The organism is Salmonella sp. 2020_1395, from assembly GCF_043848115.1.
Taxonomy (GTDB): Bacteria; Pseudomonadota; Gammaproteobacteria; order Enterobacterales; family Enterobacteriaceae; genus Salmonella; species Salmonella enterica.
The window spans coordinates 1-20,936 of sequence record NZ_JBCMFH010000002.1 but is presented as its reverse complement, the minus strand read 5'-3'; the positions used below and the strand labels follow the sequence as shown (position 1 = coordinate 20,936).

21 protein-coding genes, 1 rRNA gene and 2 pseudogenes are annotated in these 20,936 nt (G+C 50.1%); 21 read left to right on the top strand and 3 right to left on the bottom strand.

All coding sequences use genetic code 11. The annotated features are described in order from the left end of the window. The 17 genes and pseudogenes from ACH0WD_RS02685 to ACH0WD_RS02605 all read left to right on the top strand — a co-directional run bounded on the left by ACH0WD_RS02685 (position 1) and on the right by ACH0WD_RS02605 (position 13,693). Positions 1 to 297, top strand: coding sequence for a phage holin family protein (locus ACH0WD_RS02685; protein WP_001154426.1), 297 nt, complete (start codon positions 1 to 3; stop codon positions 295 to 297). Further along, positions 294 to 635, top strand: a complete 342-nt coding sequence (locus tag ACH0WD_RS02680) for a M15 family metallopeptidase (RefSeq protein WP_000175558.1) — start codon at positions 294 to 296, stop codon at positions 633 to 635. Before ACH0WD_RS02685 ends, ACH0WD_RS02680 begins: the two co-directional genes overlap by 4 nt. Continuing rightward, the gene (locus ACH0WD_RS02675) at positions 635 to 967 is read left to right on the top strand and encodes a hypothetical protein (RefSeq protein ID WP_000376378.1); all 333 of its coding nucleotides are present in this window, start codon (positions 635 to 637) and stop codon (positions 965 to 967) included. The genes ACH0WD_RS02680 and ACH0WD_RS02675 overlap by 1 nt, the downstream gene beginning before the upstream one ends. Then, complete coding sequence (locus ACH0WD_RS02670; protein ID WP_001747519.1) at positions 894 to 1,127, top strand: hypothetical protein; 234 nt, start codon at positions 894 to 896, stop codon at positions 1,125 to 1,127. The genes ACH0WD_RS02675 and ACH0WD_RS02670 overlap by 74 nt, the downstream gene beginning before the upstream one ends. Next, positions 1,114 to 1,371, top strand: coding sequence for a putative phage tail assembly chaperone (locus tag ACH0WD_RS02665; protein ID WP_000411500.1), 258 nt, complete (start codon positions 1,114 to 1,116; stop codon positions 1,369 to 1,371). Before ACH0WD_RS02670 ends, ACH0WD_RS02665 begins: the two co-directional genes overlap by 14 nt. After that, complete coding sequence (locus tag ACH0WD_RS02660; protein ID WP_371045435.1) at positions 1,368 to 1,562, top strand: DUF6890 family protein; 195 nt, start codon at positions 1,368 to 1,370, stop codon at positions 1,560 to 1,562. Before ACH0WD_RS02665 ends, ACH0WD_RS02660 begins: the two co-directional genes overlap by 4 nt. Then, positions 1,559 to 3,526, top strand: coding sequence for a phage tail tape measure protein (locus ACH0WD_RS02655; protein ID WP_000811100.1), 1,968 nt, complete (start codon positions 1,559 to 1,561; stop codon positions 3,524 to 3,526). Before ACH0WD_RS02660 ends, ACH0WD_RS02655 begins: the two co-directional genes overlap by 4 nt. Further along, positions 3,523 to 3,852: a DUF2590 family protein gene (locus ACH0WD_RS02650; RefSeq protein WP_001002797.1), complete on the top strand. Its 330-nt coding sequence runs from the start codon at positions 3,523 to 3,525 to the stop codon at positions 3,850 to 3,852. Before ACH0WD_RS02655 ends, ACH0WD_RS02650 begins: the two co-directional genes overlap by 4 nt. After that, complete coding sequence (locus ACH0WD_RS02645; protein WP_000136927.1) at positions 3,849 to 5,033, top strand: baseplate J/gp47 family protein; 1,185 nt, start codon at positions 3,849 to 3,851, stop codon at positions 5,031 to 5,033. Before ACH0WD_RS02650 ends, ACH0WD_RS02645 begins: the two co-directional genes overlap by 4 nt. Further along, the gene (locus tag ACH0WD_RS02640) at positions 5,026 to 5,613 is read left to right on the top strand and encodes a phage tail protein (protein ID WP_001001824.1); all 588 of its coding nucleotides are present in this window, start codon (positions 5,026 to 5,028) and stop codon (positions 5,611 to 5,613) included. The genes ACH0WD_RS02645 and ACH0WD_RS02640 overlap by 8 nt, the downstream gene beginning before the upstream one ends. Before the next feature lie 9 nt (positions 5,614 to 5,622). Beyond that, positions 5,623 to 6,588 (top strand): annotated as a pseudogene (locus ACH0WD_RS02635) (phage tail protein); the annotation flags it as partial. Positions 6,589 to 6,633: 45 nt separating this feature from the next. Continuing rightward, positions 6,634 to 7,635 (top strand): annotated as a pseudogene (locus tag ACH0WD_RS02630) (phage tail protein); the annotation flags it as partial. Between the two features lie 2 nt (positions 7,636 to 7,637). Continuing rightward, positions 7,638 to 8,168, top strand: a complete 531-nt coding sequence (locus ACH0WD_RS02625) for a tail fiber assembly protein (RefSeq protein WP_001215677.1) — start codon at positions 7,638 to 7,640, stop codon at positions 8,166 to 8,168. Beyond that, positions 8,158 to 8,883 (top strand): hypothetical protein, encoded by a 726-nt coding sequence (locus tag ACH0WD_RS02620; protein WP_000267954.1) that lies wholly within the window; start codon positions 8,158 to 8,160, stop codon positions 8,881 to 8,883. The genes ACH0WD_RS02625 and ACH0WD_RS02620 overlap by 11 nt, the downstream gene beginning before the upstream one ends. Next, positions 8,855 to 9,400 carry a hypothetical protein gene (locus tag ACH0WD_RS02615; RefSeq protein ID WP_000200791.1) on the top strand — a complete coding sequence of 182 codons (546 nt, stop codon included), beginning with the start codon at positions 8,855 to 8,857 and terminating at the stop codon, positions 9,398 to 9,400. The genes ACH0WD_RS02620 and ACH0WD_RS02615 overlap by 29 nt, the downstream gene beginning before the upstream one ends. Further along, on the top strand, positions 9,400 to 11,103 hold the full coding sequence (locus ACH0WD_RS02610; protein WP_000977529.1) for a hypothetical protein: 1,704 nt from the start codon (positions 9,400 to 9,402) through the stop codon (positions 11,101 to 11,103). The genes ACH0WD_RS02615 and ACH0WD_RS02610 overlap by 1 nt, the downstream gene beginning before the upstream one ends. Positions 11,104 to 12,220: 1,117 nt before the next feature. Next, positions 12,221 to 13,693, top strand: coding sequence for an ATP-dependent endonuclease (locus tag ACH0WD_RS02605; protein WP_000777801.1), 1,473 nt, complete (start codon positions 12,221 to 12,223; stop codon positions 13,691 to 13,693). A 135-nt stretch (positions 13,694 to 13,828) separates the two neighbouring features. Here the strand turns inward: ACH0WD_RS02605 and ACH0WD_RS02600 are convergent, their stop codons facing one another. From ACH0WD_RS02600 to bamD, 3 genes are all read right to left on the bottom strand, one after another. Beyond that, positions 13,829 to 14,215, bottom strand: a complete 387-nt coding sequence (locus ACH0WD_RS02600) for a hypothetical protein (protein ID WP_001156921.1) — start codon at positions 14,213 to 14,215, stop codon at positions 13,829 to 13,831. Positions 14,216 to 14,372: 157 nt separating this feature from the next. Then, entirely contained in the window at positions 14,373 to 14,711 is a 339-nt protein-coding gene (raiA, locus tag ACH0WD_RS02595; RefSeq protein ID WP_000178449.1) for a ribosome-associated translation inhibitor RaiA, read from the bottom strand. A gap of 271 nt (positions 14,712 to 14,982) precedes the next feature. Further along, entirely contained in the window at positions 14,983 to 15,720 is a 738-nt protein-coding gene (gene bamD / locus ACH0WD_RS02590; protein WP_000197660.1) for an outer membrane protein assembly factor BamD, read from the bottom strand. A 131-nt stretch (positions 15,721 to 15,851) separates the two neighbouring features. Between bamD and rluD the strand changes: the two genes are divergently transcribed. From rluD to ACH0WD_RS02570, 4 genes are all read left to right on the top strand, one after another. Continuing rightward, the gene (gene rluD / locus ACH0WD_RS02585) at positions 15,852 to 16,832 is read left to right on the top strand and encodes a 23S rRNA pseudouridine(1911/1915/1917) synthase RluD (RefSeq protein WP_000079130.1); all 981 of its coding nucleotides are present in this window, start codon (positions 15,852 to 15,854) and stop codon (positions 16,830 to 16,832) included. Next, positions 16,829 to 17,560: a purine nucleoside phosphorylase YfiH gene (gene yfiH / locus ACH0WD_RS02580; protein WP_000992634.1), complete on the top strand. Its 732-nt coding sequence runs from the start codon at positions 16,829 to 16,831 to the stop codon at positions 17,558 to 17,560. The genes rluD and yfiH overlap by 4 nt, the downstream gene beginning before the upstream one ends. Before the next feature lie 129 nt (positions 17,561 to 17,689). Next, a complete protein-coding gene (gene clpB / locus ACH0WD_RS02575; protein ID WP_001235092.1) occupies positions 17,690 to 20,263 on the top strand; it encodes an ATP-dependent chaperone ClpB in 2,574 nt (857 codons plus the stop codon). 453 nt (positions 20,264 to 20,716) lie between these two features. Then, positions 20,717 to 20,936 (top strand): 16S ribosomal RNA (locus tag ACH0WD_RS02570); the annotation flags it as partial.

Genomic DNA, 20,936 nt, shown 5'->3' with positions numbered 1-20,936 from the left:
ATGCAGGACTATGAAAAGGGATTTATTGCCCTTGTGGTTATGGGGGGGCTGATTGCACTGGGGAAACTACTTAACAGTGACGAGCCGATTACCCTTCGTCTGGTGGCCGGCCGTGTCATTGTCGGGGCCGGGTTATCTGTTATTGCCGGCGTTGCTCTTTACTTTGTACCAAATATTCATCCGCTGGCATTGCTGGGATTTGGTTCTGGTCTGGGGATTCTGGGACAAAACGTGGTGGAAGCATGGTTACGTAAACGTGGATTTGCCGGAATTTTGGGCAAGGGGGTGACAAAGTGACACTGAGCGAAAAACAACAGTTGTTTACCATTATGGTGGCAAATCTGATCCACTGGGCAGAAGAACACGGCTACCGGCTGACGTTCGGGGAGGCTTACCGCACGCCGGAACAGGCGGCGCTGAACGCTAAAAAGGGTAGCGGTATTACCAACAGTCTGCATACCCGGCGTCTGGCGGTGGATTTTAACCTGTTTGTTAACGGCCAGTACCAGACCCGCACAGAGGATTACCTGCCGCTGGGCGAATACTGGGAGTCACTGGGCGGCAGCTGGGGCGGGCGCTTCAAATCCAGGCCGGACGGCAATCATTTCAGTCTGGAACATGACGGGGTTCGCTGATGGATCGTGTGGTAGCGGGCTGGCTTGTGACGGTTGTTCTGGCCTTCTGGGCAGGCTGGAAGGCGGCTAACTGGCAGCGTGACAGTATCGATCTGGCCATCAGCCGGTCAGCCAGCGCTACCGGGGAAACGCTGGCGAGCGTGGCCAGTGAATCCGGGCGAAAACTGGAAGAACAACTGGAGGCTTTGAAAAATGCGCCGCCGCGTGAAATTCGTACGGAGGTGGTTAAACCGGTGTTTACTAACGTGTGCCTGTCTGATGACTTTGTCCGCATGTACAACGACGCCGTCACCAGTACCGAACGTACGTTATCAGGAAAACCTGAAAACTAAATGTGCCACGCAGCTGCCGCGCCTGAATGGCACGCAGGGAAAAGATGCGGCGGAATTACTGACACTTTATCTGGAGTTATACGGGCAGTGTGCTGCACGTCATAACACGCTGGTTGATGAAATTAATTTAAGAGAGAATATTATTTATGGAAAAAATTAATCTGGTTGTATGTAAGAAAGAAATTACGTTTGAACCAAATCAGACGGCTTATAATAAATTCATCAATGAAATGGCGATGGATAATAAAGTGGCTCCAGCCCATAGTTATCTTATGCGTATTGTTGTACCAGAGTGTAAAGAAGCGCTGGAAGATATTCTGAAACGTCCGGGGGCAGCGCTTCAACTTGCAGGGAAAATCAATGAACTTTATGCGCCAGAACTGGAAATTGAAGTAAAAAACTGACAAAGCGAGTCCGGTCAATCGAACAGAACGGACTCGAACAATATCTGATTTTACGGCGTCATTATTTACCGCACGGTCAGGATTCCGTGGATGATATTTCCGCCGCTATCTGGCTGGATAATCGCCACTGGGAAAATACGCGCATAGCGGTTGCTAACGGAATAAGCACCGCATTTAAAGGTTCAGGATGAAACAGTTAGATTTTACATTAAGCCTGATTGATAAACTGACGCGCCCGTTAAAGCAGGTGCAGAGCAGTGTCACAGGCTTTGCGGAAAAATCGAAAGCGGCCTTTACGCAGATTGGGGGCGGTGCGCTGGCTTTAGCCGGCACAGGGATGGCCATCAAAGGGGCGTTATCGCCGGCTATTGAGATGTATGACGCACTGAATGACGCTGCGGCAAAAGGGATTGATGATCAGGCTTTAAAGGCTGTCCAGCGTGATGCGCTGCGGTTCAGTATGACCTACGGTGCCAGCGCGGTGGAGTTTGTTAAGTCCACAGAAAATATTAATGCCTCCATTGCCGGCCTCGCCGGTAATGAGCTGCCGAAAGTGACAAAAGTTGCTAATACCCTGGCATTTGCCCTGAGATCCACATCTGCCGAAACGGCGGAATTTATGGGGCAGATGTTCGGTAACTTTTCCGCTGATGCGGAGCGTCTGGGCAAGGTTCAGTTCGCTGAGCAGCTGGCCGGAAAAATGGTGTATATGCGCAAGGTCTTCGGTACCGAAATGGGCACTATCAAAGACCTGATGGAAGGGGCGCGGGGCGTTGGTACCAACTACGGCGTCGGACTGGATGAACAGCTGGCCGTACTGGGGCAGCTTAACCGCACGCTGGGAACGGAAGCCAGCAGCGCTTACGAAGGCTTCATGACCGGAGCCATTGAGGGCGGTAAAAAGCTGGGGCTGTCCTTTACGGATGCCACCGGCAAAATGCTGTCCATGCCTGAAATGCTGATCAAGTTACAGGGCAAGTATGGCAAAAGTCTGGAAGGGAACCTGAAAGCACAGGCGGAGCTGGATGCGGCATTTGGTGACAGTTCGGCGGTGGTGAAACACCTGTACGGCAATGTGGCCTTACTGCAACGTAACATCACTGAGCTGGGCGGTTCTGACGGGCTGAAGCGTACACAGGAGATGGCCGGCAAACTGGTGAAACCGTGGGATCGCTTTGTACAGATCCTTAAGTCTGTTCAGACCGTCATTGGACTGACGTTGATCCCCGTTCTGTATCCGGTGCTGAACCGCCTGGCTGATATGGGACAGACCTTTGCCCGCTGGATGCAGTTGTTTCCCAACATTGCGCGTGTTATCGGTTATGCGGCTATGGCGTTGTTGGGGTTTGCTGCTGCCGGCGCAATAGCTAACATCGTTCTGGGCGTCTCAAAACTTATTAAGCTGGGTGCGATTGCTCTCTGGAAGACACTGACTTCAGTCACGAAGATATACACCGCCACCGTCTGGATTGCCTCAAAAGCTGTAGCGGCATGGAATCTGACGCTTAAATTTCTGCGTGGTACGCTTCTTGCGGTTCGTATGGCGGCAATTATGGCCGGAATTGGCATAAATCTGATGAGCTGGCCGGTTCTGCTGGTTATTGGTGCGATTGGCCTGCTGGCAGCAGGGTGTTATCTGCTGATTAAACACTGGGACGATGTACAGGCGGCGGTGATGAATACGGCAGCGTTTACCGCTGTGGCTGGCGTTGTCGAATGGCTTGCCGGTGTGTTCTCGACGGCATGGCAATGGATTAAGGACGGCTGGAACGGCTTTATTAATCTGCTGACGGGATTTTCACCTTCACAGGCATTAAGCGGGATGGCCGGTGGTATTGTATCCATGTTTGATAATATCTGGCAGTCCGTTAAAGGTAGCTTCCTGAAATCATGGAACTGGATTGTAGAAAAGTTGAATAAAATACCCGGTGTCAATATTTCGCTGGCTAACGAGTCACCTCCGGCACTGACAACAAATACGCTTTCTACTGGTGGAGAATTAAAAGGAATTGATAAAGGTGGTATTAGTAAATCTGTTAGTAATAACTCAAGGGTTGTGACGGATAACAGTCGGAAAATTAATACTGTCAATATCTATCCAAAAGAAATGATAACGCCGGGGCAGTTAATGGAGTTTCAGGAGCTGGGCGTATGAATGAAATCCTGTATGTTGATTTATTAATTCAGGGAAATGACTTTGTCCTGAATACCGGTAATGAACCTGAATTATGTAATAACCGTAAAAGTATCGGGCAGGACATTATTCATTCCATTATTGAAAGCGGTCTGGCGACGGAATTAATTGCCGAGAGAAGCCCGACCATGCGGGCAGATATTTTTACCCGTATGGAATTACTGATTGAGGATGATGAACGTATCGTTCCGGGAACAGTGGAAATCGGTGAAGAAAGCCGGACACGGTTGTGGATCACGGCCAGCACTTATGACTTCGGCGGAATATCGGTACAGGTGGATTTATGACGGAAAAGCCACAGGTTGACTTTGAAGAGGTGGTGAAAGCCAGCGGTATGCCGGTGACGGAAGAAGAGATTCGCGATCGCTTTAATGCCATTGCGACGGAGGAGGGAATTATCACGAATACCTCCCGTATGTCTCCGTTCTGGCGACTGGTCACGGCCATTGTAACCGCGCCGGTGATGTGGCTGAAGGAGGTTTTGGTCTCCACCGTACTGGCCAATATGTTTGTGGCCACGGCCAGTGGAAGCATGTTACGGCTGCTGGCATGGGCGGTGAATATCACGCCGAAGCCCGCCAGCGCTGCACAGGGCGTTATCCGTTTTTACAAGGAAGACGCCAGCGCCGTGGTGACGGTGAAGGCCGGAACGGTGATACAGACAGAACGTATTAACGGCAGGGTGTATGAACTGGCCATCACGGAAGATGTGGTGATTGCCTCCGGTACCGCCAGCGCACTGCTGCCGGTAAAGGCAACGGGAACGGGCGGCGCATATAACCTTGCGCCGGGATATTACCGCATTCTGCCGGTGGCCGTGGACGGCATCAGCCATGTGGCCAGTGAAGAAAACTGGCTGACCGTACCGGGCGCGGATGAGGAAAGCGATGATGAACTGCGTGAGCGTTGCCGTAACCAGTTTAACCTGGTGGGCAACTACCATACGGACGCGGTATACCGGTCGATGATAGCCGGTGTTGCCGGACTGAGCATTGACCGGATTTTCTTTGAGCACGAAGCACCGAGGGGGCCGGGGACAGCCAACGCCTATTTATTGCTGGACAGCGGCGTGGCTTCTGCGCCGTTTGTGGATGCCGTGAATGACTATATCAACACGCAGGGGCATCACGGCCACGGGGACGATATGCAGTGTTATGCCATGCCGGAAACCCTGCACGATCTGGCGGTCACTGTCTGGGTCAGGAACCTGAACAACATCAGTGATGATGAACAGAAGCGCCTGAAGGACGGTATTGAAAACCTGATCCGGTGCGCCTTCCGGGAAAATACGGACTATGACGTCAGAAGGACGTGGCCGTATTCACGGTTCTCCTTCTCGCAGCTGGGGCGCGAAATCCATAAAAATTTTCCGGTAACAGAATCGCTGAATTTTTCGCTGGATGACATTGCCAGTGAGCTGAATGTGCCGCGCCTGAAATCGCTTGTGGTGAGTATTGAGAATGAATGAGTTCATGAAAAAACTGGCCGGAATGGTACTTCCCTCCTGGATGGACAGGGGCGAGCCGCGAAAACTGCTGCAAACGGCGCGTCGGTTCTGGGCGGAAGTGTACGGCTGGGTGACGTGGCCACTGAACCAGTTTGATCCGCTGACCTGTACACCGGCGTTACTTAACCTGCTGGCGTATGACCGGGACATTTCCCGCTTTGACGGGGAGCCGCTGGAACTGTTCCGCAGGCGTGTGGCGTATGCCTTCGTGAATGCGCGTGACGCCGGTTCTGTTGAGGGATTTATCAGTATCTTTGAGCGGCTGGGGATCGGGTACGTTGAACTGATGGAGCGCCAGCCGGGAATTGACTGGGATGTGATTCAGGTTCGCGTCACGGACAGCCAGATTGCGACTAACACGCAGCTGATGATCCAGATTATCCGGCAGTACGGGCGGACATGCCGCCGTTACCAGTTTGAAGTGATCACGTCCGAACGGCTGACTATCCGGGCGGGATGGGATCAGGGGGAATATGTGGTTTATCCGGCAGCACTGAGCGGTACGGAAACCAGCAGCGCAACGTACAGCGCAGGGTTATAAGGGGATTATATGTCACAGACAACAATCACACTGGCATTTGAACAGTGGAAAGCGCAACAGGGCACCACGGGGGAGCCTGTTCTGCTGGATGAATTTGTGTTCGCTAATGTGCCGGCACTTGACCCGGATCAGCCGGTTGACCGCAATGAAACCCTGCCACCGGCTGAACAGATTGTTCACCGGCAGGCCGTCAGCCGTAAGGGCGTGGTGAATGACAACGCTGTGGTGCATTCCGTCGTACTGGGGGCTGATGTGGGGGATTTTTCCTTTAACTGGATTGGTCTGATTAATAAGGCCAGCGGTACGCTGGCAATGATTGTTCATGCGCCATTACAGCAAAAACTTAAAACAGCTGAAGGGCAACAGGGGAACGTGCTTACACGCTCGTTTCTGATGGAATATAACGGCGCACAGGCTGAAACCGGAATTAATACGCCTGCTGAGACCTGGCAGATTGACTTTACCGCGCGTATGGCCGGAATGGACGAGCGCCAGCGCCTGGAAAATATCGACATCTTCGGGGCGGCGGCGTTTTTTGGGGACGGCTATCTGGTCGGGAAAAGCGGGAATCAGTTTTATGTGACCAAAGGTACCGGCTATGTGGCAGGTCTGCGCACAACGCTTGCAGAAAACCTGAATATTACCGTGACAACCAGGCCAGTCAAAGTCTGGCTGGATGTATGCTGGACAGGAACGCTTACCAGCGTGTGGGGTGTGCAGTCCCGTATTACGGTTGCTGACAACCTGGCGGATTATGTGCAGAACGGCGTACAGCATTATGTGTTTGCGGTGGCGGGTATTGATGAAAACGGCAATATTACGGATTTACGCCCGAAAGGGACACTGAATGAGCAGCAGGCCAGCGATGCGCTGAGAAAACATGAGCAATCCCGTAATCATCCGGACGCCACTACCAGCGCGAAGGGGTTCACTCAGTTAAGCAGCGCGACAGACAGCACCAGTGAAGAACAGGCCGCTACGCCGAAAGCAGTCAAGATTGCTATGGATAATGCCGCAGCACGACTAGCGAAAGACAGGAACGGATCGGATATTCCTGATAAACCTCTGTTTGTTCAAAATATTGGACTGGGAAATGTGCTTTTCAAAGGTGATGGCAGGTTCCTCGCGGGAACATTTGTCAGTGACGCAATTGACCGAACATCAATTGGTGCCAGGGCGGCTACAGGCTGTCAGTTTATGCGCGCACATCAGGCACCTGATGCGCCAGACCTGGTAAGTTTCTGGCAAATTATTACCCTTAGCGAGGTGGTAAGTCCGACCACTGTTGTGGATGTTCTTGCAGTCAGTGGCAATAACGTATTGTTTGGTCACGGTACAGGAGCAGGTATTACCTCATGGCGTCATGTGGCGATGCTGGAGGGGGGCGCCTTTACGGGGGGGATTTCTGCTCCAAATATGCGTGGCGATACCCTGGTTACGGTTGGGGATGGCACTGGTGGGATGGCTAAAGGTGACGTTGATGGTGCAGGTTTTAATGGTAACAATCTGAACATTAAGTCATGGAATGGTATTGGATTTCAGAACTCAGAAGACCTGGCTATCCGGGCATATATCAGCACCCGACTCGGTGTTATCGCAGCTGCTGAAAATTTGCAGGCCGGAAATGCGATATTCAACAAAAACGGCGATGTTTACGGCGATATATGGGGCACAGGCAGCGGGCCTGGCTGGTTGAGTGCGTATATTGCAGGCAGACCGTTACGACAATACATCACCATGGTCGGTGTGTACCAGAACGACAAAACAAAGCCATTTATGCTTCATGATGATGGTTCTGGTGTATTCCTTGCTACAACTGACATGCTAAGTGGGTATGTTCAGTCAATTCGATTCGGTGCCGTTGAGCATGGAAACTTATATCGTTCGCCCGGATTTGCAGACCAGTTAGGTTACGTCATTACAGGTGTTGAGAATGGAGACTCGAACGATACACCAGACCGGATCCAACGACGCTTGTTACAGCTTAAAGTGAATGGTCAGTGGTATACGGTAGGGACATAAAAATGAGACATTTTAAAAAATTCACTAAAACAACGGAATTAACCCCTGTTCAGCAGGAGTTATCAGAGAACTGCAGCGTTCAGTTTATCCACGATGAATCAGGTGTTGACTGGTATGTGCTACAGAAATTATTTCAGCCAGACACACTGAAAATACAGTATGACAAAACAGGTCTGATTATTGCTGCGGATAAAGATGCAACAAAGTTATTTCCGCTGAATTGCTCTGTTGTGGAACTCGCTGATACTGATATTCCTGATGGTTTCCAGGCTGGTAATTTTACCTATAGCAACGGCGTTATCGCACCTGTTCAGGTTGATTATGTTGCTTTAGCGACAGCAGAACGCGACCGGCGCATGGCGTCGGTCACGTCAAAAATCAATCAGCTTATGGAAGCGCAGGATGATAGTGATATTACTGATGCCGAGCTGGTCGAACTTTCCGATTTACGTGAAGTGCGTACAAAATTGCGCCGTCTGGATCTGACTGGTGCGCCAGATATTGACTGGCCGGAGGTACCGGATGTGGCGTGAAGCGCGTCTGGCTTTTACGGATTCTCTGGCTGCGCTGGATTGTTCTGTCGTTCCGGCGCATCCGTGGATTCACGGTCTGGGGCAGCAGACAGATAACGGGGCATACCTGAGTCCGGTCAATGCAATCCATTATCTGGCGGAAAGGCTGGCCGGAACGGGAGGCAATACCGATGTGGTGATCATGATGGTAACGGGACAGACCCATGAAAACTTCATGAAGGGGCTTAACAGCCTGGTGGATGTTTTCCCCGCGCCCGCATTCACCCAGGTTAGACGTCTGGCTGAGTCTGCGGCGACACTGGCTACTGAGAAAATGCAGATCCCCGCGAAAGCCGGGGCAGGACTGCCGGTTGCCATTCCGCTGTCCGTTCCGACCAGCAGGGCAGCGTTATCCGCTGCCGCTATCAGTGAGGCGCAGAAAGCGGCTGGCGCCGGATTCAGCCTGGAAGGGCTGAAACAACAGCTGGGGGAATTTACGCAACTGCGTGACAACCTGATTAACGATGTGGCCAGCGGCCTCGCTGATTTACAGGGGAAAAGCGCCAGGGCATGGGTATTTACGGCCAGTGGCGACACCGCCGCCACCCTTCTGGCGCTGGTAAAGGACATTCCGCAGCCTTCAGCCGTTTATACTGCGGCAATCATGCTGGCCGGAAAAAATCTTGATGGAATAAGGGGCATGATTCATGACGTCGATCCCGACACTGGCGCTTAATGGTGAGGCCATACTGCTGAAAAACATGCGCGTGACCGTTTCCCAGCAGTTTCAGGATAAAGACCAGTCCGGTCAGACCAGCGCGACCACCAAATCAGAGCAGGGGGCAAAGGGCAAAGAGCTGCGTATCAGCGGCGAAATACCCTTTAAAAACCCGGAGATCCTGAAGCGTATTTTTGAACTGGCCAGCGCCACCGATGCAGACGGGAAACGCATGAAATACCGCGTTGCGCATGAGGTGGCCAGAGCGGTGAATTTTCGTGAGGCCACCTTCAGCGGAATGCTGGATGCGCCGCAGCAGGACGGAAAAATGGCCTGGCTGGTCACGTTCACCCTGGCGGAACATGTCAGCGTGCAGGAGAAGCGGGAAGCCAGGGCAACCGGTAAAACAACGGCAAAAAAACAGACGGCCAGCAGTACGGGACAATCCGCTGGTCAGAATGCCGGAGAGGATGAAGAAAAACTGACGTGGTTTGAACGCAGGGTGCTGAAGCCCGTCAATGACGCTTTGGGTTAATGATGAAACCAGTAAAACGCCTTTACCTTTCAACGGATGAAATACACCTGGCTGACGCCAGTCTGGTGCTGGAGCTGAACAGCTGCGGACGTGGCTTTATTACGGCACAGACGACCACAGACTACACCGGCAAACTGGTACGGCTGGATGTGGGGTATTCCGGTTTACTTCTGCGCTGGTTTACCGGCTATGTGGAGCGCTCACAGCCTGCCGAAAACGGTTATCAGCGTCTGTTTGTCCGCGAGCTGGCTGGCGTGTTTGAGCGGATGTGGCCATGCTCATTTCAGCATCCCACACTGCGCGATGTGGCCGGATGGCTGGAGGAAAACAGCGGGATCAGCATTGCGGTACCGGATGTGCCGTACAGTGATAAACCGATCCCCCATTTCACCCATAACGGGACGGGATACCAGCTGCTGAATAACCTGGGCAGGGCATTCAGTATCACGGATTACATCTGGTATCCATTGCCGGATGGTTCGCTGTATGTCGGCGGCGCAGAAAAGGCGCTGTTTGCCGGACGCCCGGTAGAAATCCCGGCAGAGTTCAGCCAGGGAACGGCGGGCGGTAATTCCATGACATTGCCGGTGATCCAGAGTCTTCGTCCGGGCGTGGACGTGAACGGGGAACGCGTGACCAAAGTTCATCTGGCGAATGACACAATGACCATCACGTGGACACCACGGAACCGCGCCACAGGTCAGCCATTGCAGAAAACACCGGCGCAGCGTCAGATAGAAAGCCATTACCCGGAACTGGCTTCAGGTCTTCACCTGCCCAAACTGGCCAGGGTGGTGGCACCCAGCGAGGCCGTAAAAAGCGGTAATTTTGCCGACCCGTTCCGGCCACGGTACGCTGTTGACGTGCAGCTGCTTGACGCGGACGGCAACCCGGACAACCAGACGCCGGTATATTCCGCCGTACCGCTGCCAGTGCCAATGGCCGGTAACGATTCGGGAATGTTCCAGTTTCCACCGGAAGGAACGCTGGTAGAAGTGGCGTTTACGGGCGGCAGACCGGACAAGCCCTTTATCAGGCAGACGCTGCCGGATGGCACCAGTCTGCCGGACATTAAGCCCGGCGAACAGCTGCAACAGCAGCGAGCGGAAGTCTCGCAACGCGTGACACAGGCAGGAGACTGGGTACGCCAGACGGATCAGACCATCAGTGAAACATCGATGGCGCGGACGGTGAAAGCCGACACGGAACGACGAGAACTGGTCAGCCGTGAAACCACGGTGAAAGCCACGGATAAAATCACAGTACTGGGTACCGCCACGCTGATGGCCGGAGCCATACAGCAGGTCAGTGCTGGCGACTTCAGCCAGGCGGTAAAAGGAAACCGGCTGGCCAGTATTACAGGAAATGAAGAAACCGAAATCGCCGGGCAGCTGTCCACGAAAGTGGCCGGCGCCATGAATGTTGATGTGGGGGGAACCCTGACAGAAAAGATTGCCGCATTACGTAAATCTGTGGCGGCGGGCGGTCAGCAGATTATGGGGCCAACCGTGCATATCGGTAGCGAGGGCGTAAATACGCTAACTATGATGCTGGACACCATTGATTTACTGGCAGAGCTGGCGCAGCAGTGCGCGAGCCATTCGCACCCCAGTGTCGGTACGCCGACGAACGCGGGCGCATTTAACCAGACGGCAGCGAAGGCCGGACAGACCCGGAGCAAGTACCAGAACATCATCGCCTGATTCTCTCTTTTCAGCCCGCATAATGCGGGCTTTTTTATCCCCACTTTCAGACCGTATCAGACGCATTTTTAGCGTCGTTAATATCTGCCCCCGTTCATCCATTACCTCATTTGTTTCAGTGGCACAGCAAGCCGCTGCGGCTGTCTGTTGGCGACGAAATAACGGCGGAAGTGACGAAAACGGCGCTACACCGCACCCGCCTGCGGTTTTCGTGTTGAGAATGATTTCAGTTTTTCCGGTGGTACAAAACACATCGCCAGACCGTGCCAATGCTGGAGGTTTGACGGCCGATCGCTAACTGAAATGTGTGAAACAGATTTCAAAGATTACAGTTTTTGTGCGATTACCGGCCGTGGGTGAAAAATGCCGGTGCCGGACTTCATGCGGGATTAACAGCGATTACGTGACTTTTTACGTAACAACCGCATCGGAATCACGTAAGGGCGGGGAAGTGCCCAGACCTTATATGACGCGCTCTGGCGCGGAATGGCAGTGAAATGCGGAACTGAAATACTTTGCACAGCCTGAACCATCGCCATACCTGCAATAACGTACACGCTCCAGTGCTCAAATCACTAACAGATAGATATACAAAACTACCAACAAATCAGGGGGATTTCTGACCAATCTGGGCATTTTCAAAATTTGATGGGGGGCATCGGAAAACCGTCACAAACGTCACAAGATTTAAAAGTATTATCTATCTATATGATATTTAATAATAAATAAGCATATTTAAAACCATCACAAGAGCATCACAGAAGCATCACAGTGTGACGGTATTAAAACATCACAACTCTGTTTTATAACTCATTGAATTTATTGAGTGTGATGGTTTGCGTTACGTTTTGTGATGGTTTTACCGTCACAACATTTATTGTTTAGAATCATTATGATAGGGTTTCTTTTTGTAAGGTGTGATGGTTGTGACGGTTTTCCGAGGGAGCTTCCAATATTATGTTATGCGATGTTTTTATTCTTTAACGGGGATTTAATATCTTGGTAAGAGAGAAAATGATGTAAGTTCTGTTAATATTTATACTGGCTACAAATATAGTATCCATATGGTATTAATAGTATGGTTATAATTTTTTATGATTAAAACTAAGGGACTAAAATGAAATTATCTCCAGCAGAATTAAAGTTAGAAAAGGATAAGGTGCAGGATAATAAATTCAATCAATATGTTAAACGTATAACACTAAAAAATGTCAGGGGATTTGATGAGGAAATTGTAGAGTTTAAAACCCCCGTAACTGCGCTTATTGGTACCAATGGCGGCGGGAAGTCGACGATATTAGGTGCTGTAGCCCTCGCTTATAAAAATGTTAAGCCAAGTAAATTTTTCCCTAAATCATTTTATGGCGACGATTCAATGAGTGATTGGGAGATTGGTTTTGAATTGATTGATAAGCCTATTTCAAAAGATAAAAACATTAACAGAACTGCAAAGTTCAAACAGATGAAATGGCGTAGAGATAGTTTTCCGGAGCGAAATGTTGTATATGTAGAAATACAACGAACAGTCCCTGCTGGTGAGCTAACTAAATTCAATAAGTTTTTATCTGGTGATTCAATTCAATTTGAAGTGAAAAACCTTAATCCTGATACAATAAAATATTGCACTGCAGTTTTGGATAAAAAAATAGAAGATTATAAATGTGTAATAAATAAGAATGATCCAACTTCTAGAATGTTTGTAGGCAAGGCGTTGAATGGTTCTGGTTATTCTCAGTTCCATTTTGGTGCAGGTGAAGCCTCAATAATAGATACTATTGATAGAATTGAAAATGCTACCGATAATTCTCTTATCTTGGTTGAAGAAATTGAGAATGGGTTGCATCCTGTCGCGGTAAGATTGTTTGTTAATTATTTGACAAATGTCGCGAAGCGAAAAAAACTGCAGATAATATTTACAACACATTCACAGGATGCAGTGAATGAGCTTGAGCCAGAAGCCGTTTGGGCCTCCATTAATAAAAAAGTTTGGAATGGTAAACTAAGCATTGAAAGTTTACGTGCTATTACGGGGCAGAAGGTAAATTCGAAGGTTATATATGTTGAAGATTCTTTTGCAAAAGAGTGGGTTGAGAATGCGATAGATAGATATCTTCCAAAATTAGCTTCAACAATAAAAGTTTATACGGCTGGCGGATATCCTAGTGTTGTTAAGGTTAGTCAATATCATAATGAGAACCCTACCATTAATTATCCTTCTATTGCCTTAGTTGATGGCGATATTAAAGGACGGCAGGGAACTAAGGAATTGCCTGAAAATGCAATGTTTATCGGGGACGACTATCCTGATGCTATAGTCTATCATTATATTGCTAAAAACATAGAAGAACATGCTTCAGTTTTAAGGCAAAGATGTTTGTTAACAAGATTTGATGCTGAAAAAATCAAGGCGGCTGTTGAAAGTGTAATGAATTCGGCATGTGATCATCATGTTTATTTTACTAGATTAAGTGATAAATTGGATTTTACATCTGAGTTGTTTATTAGGGCGGGTATGATAGATTTATTCAACGAGCACAACTCTGAGTTTTGGTCGCCAATCATGGACTTCATTAAAAAAGGATTGGATTGAATGGTTGAGAGTGAATTTATAAATATAGACTGGGATGATTTGTAAAGTCCGTACTACAATTTAATTAGAATTAAACTAATAAGATAAAGCCTCATTAGTCGAGGCTTTATCTTATATATGACCTTTTTCTTAACCTTATTTATTGTCTTGCTTTGGTGCAACAACCACTGATGCCAGTTTATCGATCAGACGTTCGCACGCTTCAACATCCTTCAGACTGCGCAATTTAACCTTTGCTATTTTAGGTTCATAGTCCCCGGTACAAAGATTCAATTCGATTTCAACATCGTTCCTGTTTAGCAATCCCATAATAACCCCTGCTAACTTCCTTGCCTGAGTGGCCACTTCAAAGATGAGATTAAGTCTATCCGGTGCATTGTTGGAAAAGCAAATAGTTTTACTAACGTCAAACCCGTTACTTTTGAAGTAATCTTGTATTGAAGCTGAAAGTTCAGGAGGGCAGGCAAGCCGAACGCCGGCCAGTTTTGAATGATGTAGTGGTGCTCCTTCTAACTCTTGCATTTTAGACTCCATATGAAAAAACCCCAGATTCGGGGTTTTTTGTTATCGATGTGGTCGATATGTGGACGTTGGTTGAAATAAATCCTTTTATTTCAGTGAGATACTGTGAAATAAAACGCGCCCGAAGGCGCGTTGGCGATACACTCAATGTAAGGGACTACTCTTCTTCTGCTTCGACGAAGCTGGCATCTTTCACCGATGCGGTGGCACGACGGGCTTCGCCTTTGTGCTGCACTTTATTGAGCTGCCGTTCCAGCTTGTTGATCAATTCATTAATAGCGGTGTACATATCTTCGTGTTTTGCGCTGGCGACCAGATGTCCGTTCGGTGTATTAATGGTGGCGTCAGCAATAAAGCCCTGTGGCTCTTTAGACAGAATGATATGAGGATTAATCAGGTGAGTTTGCCATTTTTCCAGTTTGGCGAGACGGTCTGCGACATGTTGGCGGATTGCCGGAGTAATTTCCATTTGTTTACTGGTAATGTTCATTGTCATAAATTTTACCTCTTGTCTTTCCCGTCTTGGTGATTCCAGCATACCGTTCTTAATGTCAAAATGTGTGATGTAAATCACATTATTTTGTCACTTTTTGTCAAGGCGAACTTTTTGTGAGGCATCGCAGGAAGAAGCGATCTTTTACTTGAGGAATGGCTGAAAGCAGGCCATATTTGACTGGATGCGTTGCAGTGAAATCATTTCTGTTGCATCAGATACCGAATAAAAAAACGGCAGCCGGAAGGCTGCCGTTTTGCTTGTTGGTATTGCTTCAGGTGTTTTTGCTGTTAGCGGCAATAATTTTCGCGACTTTGTCAGCCTGCGCATTCAGCTGCATCTGACGATAGGCGTTTTCCATCAGCGGCAACGCATCGCGCGTGGCCTGCGTATCAGGATAATTGCGTAGCATACCTTCTACCCGGTTTACGACCGCAACCCATGCGCCGCGCGCGGTATAGTACTCTGCGACGGAATATTCATATTTCGCCAGACGGTCTTTCAGGAATACCAGACGCTTAGTGGCGTCGGTGGTGTACTGGCTATTAGGATAGCTGCGTACCAGTTTCGAAAAGTCATTGAACGCCGCCCGCGCATGTTGCGGATCGCGATCGCTGCGATCGACGCCAAAGAAACCCTGCAGCGCGCTATCATCCAGCGCCATGTTCGTCAGGCCGCGCATGTACATGACATAGTCAATATTAGGGTGCGTTGGATTAAGACGCATAAAACGATCGATGGCGGCCTGCGCTAGCGGCAAATCGGCGTTTTTGTAATAGGCGTAGATAAGATCCAACTGCACCTGCTGAGAATACGGTCCGAATGGATAACGATTATCTAACGCTTCCAATTGCGTTATTGCCTGTTTCCAGTTACCGTCCTGCAGCTTTTGCTGAGCAGTCGCGTAGATTTCATTCGGCGGATTATCGGGCACCTCTTCCTTTGAACCCGAGCAACCCGCCAGAAACAGGCTCAACGTGGCTGCTGCCACCAGATATTTCATGCGCGTCATGACGTTTTGACTTTCCTCAAAATGTTTTACGGGAGATTCTCTGTTCCTGCTCCCGGTTAAGACCAGCTACAATAGCACACTATATTAAACGGCAAAGCCGTAAAACCCAACGTTAAACGAAGAAGCTGTATATGGCACAACGAGTACAACTCACCGCAACGGTCTCCGAAAACCAACTCGGTCAACGCTTAGATCAGGCTTTGGCCGAAATGTTCCCGGATTATTCACGTTCGCGTATAAAAGAATGGATTTTGAATCAGCGCGTGTTGGTCAATGGTCAACTTTGCGATAAGCCAAAAGAAAAAGTGTTAGGCGGCGAGCGGGTGGCTATTGATGCGGAGATCGACGAAGAGATTCGTTTTGAAGCGCAGGATATCCCGTTAGATATTGTTTATGAAGATGACGATATTCTGGTTATCAACAAACCACGCGATCTGGTGGTACATCCTGGCGCGGGTAACCCGGACGGTACGGTACTGAACGCGTTGCTACATTATTATCCGCCGATTGCGGATGTTCCGCGCGCGGGCATTGTGCATCGTCTGGATAAGGACACGACGGGGCTGATGGTGGTGGCCAAAACCGTTCCGGCGCAAACGCGCCTGGTGGAGTCTTTGCAGCTGCGCGAGATCACCCGCGAATATGAAGCGGTCGCGATCGGACATATGACGGCGGGAGGAACGGTGAATGAACCCATCAGTCGTCACCCGACCAAACGTACCCATATGTCGGTGCATCCCATGGGCAAACCGGCGGTGACCCACTACCGCATTATGGAACATTTCCGTGTGCACACGCGTCTTAGGTTGCGTCTGGAGACCGGGCGTACGCACCAGATCCGCGTGCATATGGCGCATATTACGCACCCGTTAGTGGGCGATCAGGTCTACGGTGGTCGTCCACGTCCACCGAAAGGCGCATCGGAAGAATTTATTTCCACGCTGCGTAAGTTTGACCGCCAGGCGCTGCATGCAACAATGCTGCGTCTCTACCATCCTGTATCGGGTATCGAAATGGAGTGGCACGCGCCGATTCCACAAGATATGGTGGACCTTATCGATGCGATGCGCGCTGATTTTGAAGATCATAAAGATGATGTGGACTGGTTATGAATGCACTGATTGTCCCGCAGTGGCCGCTGCCGAAAGGCGTCGCAGCCTGTAGTTCTACCCGTATTGGCGGGGTGAGTTTACCGCCTTACGACTCGCTGAATCTGGGCGCGCATTGCGGCGATAACCCGGAGCATGTTGAAGAGAACCGCAAGCGTCTGTTTGCGGCGGGCAATCTGCCTTCGAAACCTGTCTGGCTTGAACAGGTTCACGGTAAAAATGTATTGAGGCTTACCGGAGAACCTTATGCCTCCAAACGTGCGGATGCGTCTTACAGCAATACGCCAGGAACCGTCTGCGCGGTAATGACGGCAGACTGCCTGCCTGTGCTATTCTGTAACCGTGAGGGAACAGAAGTGGCGGCGGCTCATGCGGGCTGGCGCGGATTATGTGAAGGCGTACTGGAGGAAACTGTCACCTGCTTTGCTGACAAACCAGAAAATATCATCGCCTGGTTAGGTCCGGCGATCGGCCCGGCCGCGTTTGAAGTGGGGCCGGAAGTGCGTGACGCATTTTTAGCAAAAGATGCGCAAGCCGATAGCGCATTTTTGCCGCACGGGGAAAAATTTCTGGCGGATATTTATCAGCTTGCACGCCAACGTCTGGCGAATACCGGCGTTGAACATGTCTATGGCGGGGATCGCTGCACCTTTAGCGAAAGTGAGACTTTCTTCTCTTATCGTCGCGACAAGACGACAGGTCGTATGGCAAGTTTTATTTGGCTGATATAACCTAAAGAATCAAGACGATCCGGTACGGGTAACTTTCTTTTCACATAATTCAGGTCATTCACCTTGAATAATTGAGGGATGACCTCATTTAATCTCCAGTAGCAATTTTGACCTGTTATGGGAGGAGTTATGCGTCTGGATCGTCTTACTAACAAATTCCAGCTTGCTCTTGCCGATGCCCAGTCGCTCGCGCTGGGGCACGACAACCAATTCATCGAACCTCTTCATTTAATGAGCGCCTTGCTGAACCAGGAAGGGGGATCGATACGTCCTTTATTAACCTCCGCCGGCATTAATGCTGGCCAGTTGCGCACTGCTATCGATCAGGCGCTGAGCCGTTTACCGCAGGTGGAAGGCACCGGCGGCGACGTACAGCCTTCTTCGGAACTGGTACGCGTACTGAACCTTTGCGACAAGCTGGCGCAAAAACGGGGAGACAATTTTATTTCGTCAGAGCTGTTTGTTCTGGCGGCGCTTGAGTCTCGCGGCACGTTAACCGATCTGCTGAAATCAGCCGGTGCGACCACGGCCAATATCACTCAGGCAATTGAACAGATGCGCGGAGGTGAAAGCGTGAACGATCAAGGGGCTGAAGACCAACGTCAGGCCTTGAAAAAATATACCGTCGATCTGACCGAGCGGGCTGAACAAGGTAAGCTTGACCCGGTAATTGGTCGTGATGAAGAAATTCGCCGTACCATTCAGGTACTGCAACGTCGTACTAAAAATAACCCGGTGTTAATCGGTGAGCCAGGGGTCGGTAAAACGGCAATTGTTGAAGGACTGGCGCAGCGCATTATTAACGGTGAAGTCCCTGAAGGCTTAAAAGGTCGCCGCGTACTGGCGCTGGATATGGGCGCGCTGGTGGCCGGGGCGAAATATCGCGGCGAATTTGAAGAGCGTCTGAAAGGCGTGCTGAACGATCTGGCAAAACAGGAAGGCAACGTCATCCTGTTTATCGATGAGCTGCACACCATGGTTGGCGCAGGTAAGGCCGATGGCGCCATGGACGCCGGGAATATGCTGAAACCGGCGCTGGCGCGTGGTGAACTGCACTGTGTGGGCGCCACCACGCTGGATGAATACCGTCAGTACATTGAAAAAGACGCGGCGCTGGAACGTCGTTTTCAAAAAGTGTTTGTCGCAGAACCTTCAGTGGAAGACACCATTGCTATTCTGCGTGGCCTGAAAGAACGTTACGAGCTGCACCACCATGTGCAGATCACTGACCCGGCGATTGTGGCGGCGGCAACATTGTCTCATCGCTATATCGCCGACCGTCAGTTGCCGGATAAAGCTATCGACCTCATCGATGAAGCGGCATCCAGCATTCGTATGCAGATTGACTCTAAGCCGGAGGAGCTGGACAGACTCGACCGCCGCATTATTCAGCTCAAACTGGAACAGCAGGCGTTGATGAAAGAGTCTGACGAGGCGAGTAAAAAACGTCTCGATATGCTGAATGAAGAACTGGACGACAAAGAGCGCCAGTATTCTGAGTTAGAAGAAGAGTGGAAAGCGGAAAAAGCGTCGCTCTCTGGGACGCAAACTATTAAAGCGGAGCTAGAGCAGGCGAAGATCGCCATCGAGCAGGCGCGTCGCGTTGGCGACCTGGCGCGAATGTCTGAACTGCAGTACGGCAAAATTCCGGAGCTGGAAAAACAGTTGGAAGCCGCGACCCAGTCGGAAGGTAAAACCATGCGTCTGTTACGTAACAAAGTAACGGATGCGGAAATTGCCGAAGTGCTGGCGCGCTGGACCGGTATTCCGGTTGCCAGAATGCTGGAAGGCGAACGTGAAAAACTGTTGCGTATGGAACAAGAGTTACACAGCCGTGTGATCGGGCAGAATGAAGCCGTTGAAGCAGTATCGAACGCCATACGTCGTAGCCGCGCGGGGCTGTCCGATCCGAACCGTCCGATTGGTTCCTTCCTGTTCCTTGGGCCGACGGGGGTCGGTAAAACCGAACTGTGTAAAGCGCTGGCTAACTTTATGTTCGACAGCGACGACGCGATGGTGCGTATCGACATGTCTGAGTTTATGGAGAAACACTCCGTGTCTCGTTTGGTCGGGGCGCCTCCGGGATATGTCGGCTATGAAGAAGGCGGTTATTTGACGGAAGCGGTACGCCGTCGTCCTTATTCCGTCATCTTGTTGGATGAAGTAGAAAAAGCGCATCCGGATGTATTCAACATTCTGTTGCAGGTGCTGGACGACGGTCGGCTGACTGACGGGCAGGGGAGAACGGTCGACTTCCGTAATACGGTGGTCATTATGACTTCTAACCTCGGTTCCGATCTCATTCAGGAGCGCTTTGGCGAACTGGATTACGGTCGAATGAAAGAGATGGTGCTGGGTGTGGTTAGCCAAAACTTCCGTCCGGAATTTATCAACCGTATTGATGAAGTTGTGGTATTCCATCCGTTAGGTGAGCAACACATCGCTTCTATTGCTCAGATCCAGCTGCAGCGTCTGTACAAACGTCTGGAAGAACGTGGTTATGAAATCCATATCTCCGACGAGGCGCTGAAACTGTTGAGCGCCAACGGTTACGATCCGGTCTACGGGGCGCGTCCGTTAAAACGTGCTATTCAACAGCAGATCGAAAACCCACTGGCGCAGCAAATCCTGTCTGGTGAACTGGTTCCTGGCAAAGTGATTCGCCTTGAAGCCAATGATGATCGTATTGTGGCAGTGCAGTAAGTCACAAATTTGAATAAAACGGGCCCTGACGGGCTCGTTTTTGTTTAAAAACCAGGCGAAAATAGGCTTTTGGTTCAAATGTTGTTTGAAAAGTGAACGGTTGAGCTTTTTTTTGCATTTAGGTCTTGTCAGGCTCTAATAACTCCCTATAATGCGCCACCACTGACACGGAACAACGGCATACAGGCCGCCGGGTCAGAAAGGCTTCGTTAAGAAGTCTGTGAGGAAAGCGAAAATAAAGGCTTGACTCAAAAAGAGGAAAGCGTAATATACGCCACCTCGCGACGGTGAGCGAAAGCCGCGTTGCACTGCTCTTTAACAATTTATCAGACAATCTGTGTGGGCACTCAAAGATACGGATTCTTAACGTCCTCGGACGAAAAATGAATACCAAGTCTCAAGAGTGAACACGTAATTCATTACGAAGTTTAATTCTTTGAGCATCAAACTTTTAAATTGAAGAGTTTGATCATGGCTCAGATTGAACGCTGGCGGCAGGCCTAACACATGCAAGTCGAACGGTAACAGGAAGCAGCTTGCTGCTTTGCTGACGAGTGGCGGACGGGTGAGTAATGTCTGGGAAACTGCCTGATGGAGGGGGATAACTACTGGAAACGGTGGCTAATACCGCATAACGTCGCAAGACCAAAGAGGGGGACCTTCGGGCCTCTTG